The organism is Rhodobaculum claviforme (assembly GCF_016653255.1).
Lineage (GTDB): Bacteria > Pseudomonadota > Alphaproteobacteria > Rhodobacterales > Rhodobacteraceae > Rhodobaculum > Rhodobaculum claviforme.
The window spans coordinates 1-4,043 of sequence record NZ_NHSD01000066.1; the positions used below are offsets into that span (position 1 = coordinate 1).

General features: G+C 71.6%; 5 protein-coding genes. 2 read left to right on the forward strand and 3 right to left on the reverse strand.

What is annotated here, in order from left to right; all coding sequences use genetic code 11:
- Nucleotides 1-3 precede the first annotated feature (3 nt).
- Together CCR87_RS01065 and CCR87_RS01070 are read left to right on the forward strand one after the other, a co-directional pair.
- Entirely contained in the window at nucleotides 4-1,287 is a 1,284-nt protein-coding gene (locus CCR87_RS01065) for a lipoprotein-releasing ABC transporter permease subunit (RefSeq protein ID WP_338048850.1), read from the forward strand.
- On the forward strand, nucleotides 1,280-1,963 hold the full coding sequence (locus tag CCR87_RS01070; RefSeq protein WP_201155479.1) for an ABC transporter ATP-binding protein: 684 nt from the start codon (nucleotides 1,280-1,282) through the stop codon (nucleotides 1,961-1,963). The genes CCR87_RS01065 and CCR87_RS01070 overlap by 8 nt, the downstream gene beginning before the upstream one ends.
- A gap of 33 nt (nucleotides 1,964-1,996) precedes the next feature.
- On the opposite strand, the gene CCR87_RS01075 is transcribed toward CCR87_RS01070, so the two are convergent.
- From CCR87_RS01075 to CCR87_RS01085, 3 genes are read right to left on the reverse strand one after another with little or no spacing between them, the layout of a single operon-like run.
- A complete protein-coding gene (locus CCR87_RS01075; RefSeq protein ID WP_338048849.1) occupies nucleotides 1,997-2,914 on the reverse strand; it encodes a hypothetical protein in 918 nt (305 codons plus the stop codon).
- A gap of 12 nt (nucleotides 2,915-2,926) precedes the next feature.
- Nucleotides 2,927-3,430, reverse strand: coding sequence for a winged helix DNA-binding protein (locus tag CCR87_RS01080; protein ID WP_201155480.1), 504 nt, complete (start codon nucleotides 3,428-3,430; stop codon nucleotides 2,927-2,929).
- Nucleotides 3,430-3,984: a TRAP transporter large permease subunit gene (locus tag CCR87_RS01085; RefSeq protein WP_274609738.1), complete on the reverse strand. Its 555-nt coding sequence runs from the start codon at nucleotides 3,982-3,984 to the stop codon at nucleotides 3,430-3,432. Before CCR87_RS01085 ends, CCR87_RS01080 begins: the two co-directional genes overlap by 1 nt.
- Nucleotides 3,985-4,043: the final 59 nt, after the last annotated feature.

The window sequence follows — 4,043 nt, forward strand, 5'->3', positions numbered from 1 at the left end:
CGCGTGACCCGCACCCGCCCCTTTGCCCCGTTCGAATGGATGATCGCCTGGCGTTACCTGCGCGCCCGCCGCGCCGAGGGCGGCGTCAGCGTGATGACCTGGATCAGCTTCATCGGCATCACGCTGGCGGTGTTCGCGCTGATCGCCACGCTGGCCGTGCGCTCGGGCTTCCGGGCGGAGTTCGTGGACACCATCCTGGGCGCCAATGCGCATCTGACCGTCTATGCCGGCCAGCAGGTCGACGCCGAGGGGCGGATGCAGCGCACCATCCCCGACTACACCGCCATGGCCGAGCGCATCGCCGCCGTCCCCGGCGTCACCCGCGCAGCACCCCTGATCCGCGGCCAGGTCATGGCCTCGGGCGAGGGGCGCAACACCGGCGTGGAGGTGTTCGGCATCACCCACGACGATCTGCGCACCATCCCCCGCATCATGGACCCCGAGGAGGCGTGGGGCGACATCGACCGCTTCCCCGAGGGCATCGCCATCGGCTCGGGCGTGGCGCGCGAGCTTGGCGTGGGGGTGGGCGACCGCATCCGGCTGATCTCGCCCGACGGGGTGCAGACGGCGTTCGGAACCTCGCCGCGCATCAATGCCTATACGGTGGTCTATGTCTTTACCGCCGGGCGCTGGGACATCGACCGCACCCGCGCCTATCTGCCGTTCGCGCAGGCGCAGGAGTACTTCAACCGCGAAGGCGTCGCCGACGAGCTGGAGGTGATGGTCGCCACCCCCGACCGGGTGGAGGCGATGATCGGGCCGGTGCTGCGGGCCGCTGGCGAACCGGTGCTGGTGTGGACCTGGCGCGACAGCGCGGGCAGCTTCCTGCGCGCGCTGGAGGTGGAGGACAACGTGATGTTCGTCATCCTGTCGATCCTGGTGCTGATCGCGGCGATGAACATCGTCTCGGGGCTGATCATGCTGGTCAAGAACAAGGGCCGTGACATCGGCATCCTGCGCACCATGGGCCTGACGGAGGGGTCGGTGCTGCGGGTCTTCTTCATCTGCGGCGCCAGCGTCGGCGTGCTGGGGACCGTCGCGGGGGTGATCCTGGGGTGCCTGTTCGCGATCTACATCGACCAGGTGTTCGCGGTGGTGGACGCGGTCTCGGGCGGGGGCGTATGGGACCCCTCGATCCGGGGCATCTATGCCCTCCCGGCCGAGTTGCGGGCCTGGGACGTGGCGCGCGCGGTGGCGCTGTCGCTGGGGCTGTCGTTCGTGGTGACCTATTTCCCCGCGCGCCGCGCCGCGCGCATGAACCCGGTGGAGGCGCTGCGCTATGAGTGATCCCGCGCTGGCGCTGGAAGGCGTGGAGAAGACCTATGGCCGTGGCCGTGCCGGCGAGGTGCGGGTGCTGCGCGGCGTGTCACTGGCCCTGGCGCCGGGCGAGGCGGTGGCGCTTGTGGCGCCGTCGGGCGCGGGGAAATCCACGTTGCTGCACATCGCGGGGCTGCTGGACACGCCCGACGCGGGCGTGGTGCGGCTGGGCGGGCAGGACATGGCCGGGCGCGGCGACCGCGCCCGCACGCAGGCACGCCGCGACCGCGTGGGCTTCATCTATCAGTTCCACCACCTGCTGCCGGAATTCACCGCGCTGGAGAACGTCGCCCTGCCGCAGATGGCCGCCGGGGTGGGGCGCCGCGCCGCCGAGGTCCGCGCGCAGGAGTTGCTGGACCGCGTCGGCGTCGGCCCCCGCGCCGGCCACCGCCCCGCGGCCCTGTCGGGCGGCGAGCAGCAGCGCGTGGCCTTCTGCCGGGCGCTGGCGAACCGCCCCTCGGTGCTGCTGGCGGATGAACCCACCGGCAACCTGGACCCCGAGACCTCGGACCAGGTGTTCGGCGTGCTGATGGCGCTGGTGCGCGAAACCGGGCTGGCGGCGCTGGTGGCCACGCACAACATGGCGCTGGCCGCCCGCATGGACCGCACCCTGCGGCTGGAGGCCGGCGAGATCGTGCCGGCCTGAGGCCCCCTCGGCGCCGACGCTCAGCCCCGACGCTCAGCCCCTGGCGCGGTACAGCCGCCCCATCACCAGCGGCGTCAGGAACATCGGCACCTGATAGGCGCCCACGAACAGCAGGAGCGCCTCCACCGTCTCGGGCGGCAGCGCACCCAGGAACAGCGCCAGGTTGCGGTTGCCCGCCACGATCGCCACCGACGGCGCGATGGCCCCGCGCCGCCGCAGCGCCGCCCACACCGCGATCTGGCTGCCGAAGTTCAGCGCGAACACCAGCGCCAGCATCCCCCACAGCGCAGGCTCTCCCGACACCAGCGCAGGGCCCAGCGCCGAGGTCAGCGCGATCACCACCGCCGCCAGCCCCAGCGCCGTCAGCCCGTCGATGGCCGTGATCGCGCGCGTGGACCCCAGCGCCGGCACCCGCGCCCGCAGCCACAGCGCGCCGCCCCCCGCCACCACCACGATGACCATCAGCCGCCCCACGCCGGCCAGCGCGGCCGAGGGATCGTCGAACACCGGCATCAGCCACAGGACGGGCAGCGCCGTCAGCGGCAACAGCGCCGTGCCCAGCACCAGCGCCCGCAGCGCCGGCACCGGGTCGGCGCGCGCCAGCACCGCCAACCCCGGACTGCCGACGATGGGGCTGGCCGCCAGCACCAGCACCACCCCCAGCCCGGTCACGGTCTCCAGCCACCCCAGCGCCGCCAGCACGCCCACCGCCAGCACCGGCGGCACCGCCTGCAGCCCGACCACCAGCGCAAGGTAGCCCGGCACCTCGGACGCCTTCGGGCGCGCGGCACCGGGGCCGATGCGCAGCGCGGCCAGAAACAGCAACCCCACGATCAACGGCACGATGGCCGGGGCCATCGCCCGCGCCAGCGCGGGGACCGCGATGCCGATGGCCAGCCCCACCAGGACCACCACCCGCCCGTGCCGCGCAAGAAAGGCCAGCGCCGTCACCGCTGCCCCCCCTCAGAACGCCGCCGCCGCCCGCGCCGCCTGGTCATAGGACCCCGACAGCAAGCGCAGCAGGGACGACAGGCGCGACAGCTCGGCGGGGTCGATGCCGGTCTGGCGGGCGGCCTGCACCAGCAGCGCCTCGCGGACCTCGGCGTAGCGGGTGCACAGCGTGGCCCCCGCCGGCGTGATCGCGACGGTCTTTTCCTTGCCCTTGCGGCCCTGCCGGACCAGCCCGTGGCCCACCAGCTTGCGGATCGCGTAATTGGCCAGGTGCGTGTCCTCGATGTTCAGCACCAGGCAGATGTCGGCCAGCGTCTTGGGCCGTTCGCGGTGGTTGACCAGATGCACGATCAGCACCTCCAGCGGCGACATCGCGGGCCCGCCCGCCGCCGTCATGCAGCGCACCATCCAGCGGTGGAAGGCGTGGTTGGACATCGTCAGCGCGAATTCCAGCTCCGACAGCGCCGGCAGCGAGGATTGCGCCAGATGCGCCGAGGACACGACCGGACCCACCATCAGCGCGACAGCATCGTGCCCGGCAGCCACAGGGCGATTCCGGGAAACAGCGCCAGCAGCAGCGTGGCCACCACAAGGATGAGGAAGAACGGCAGCGCCATGCGCGCGATGCGAAAGATGCCGCGCCCGGTGATCGACTGCAACACGAACAGGTTGAAGCCCACGGGCGGGGTGATCTGGCTCATCTCCACCACCAGCACCAGAAAGACGCCGAACCAGATCGGATCGATCCCCGCCGCCAGCACCATCGGCAGGATGACGGAGGTCGTCAGCACCACGATGGAAATCCCGTCGAGGAAGAACCCCAGCACGATGAAGAACACCAGAAGCGCCGTCAGCAGCGCGAATTGCGAATATCCCTGTTCCCCGATCCACGCGGCCAGCGCGCGCGGGATACCGGTAAAGCCCATCGCCACCGTCAGGAACGACGCACCCAGCAGGATGAAGGCGATCATGCAGGTGGTGATCGCGGCCCCCCGCAGGCTCTCGGCGAATTCCCGGCCCATGCCGACTTCTTGGGAGCCCTGGCCGGGGAATACGAAAGCGCGCGCCATGGCAACTGCCTCGCGATCTTGGGCGTGGGAAAAGCGGGGGCAGTGATAGCGGCTGACCT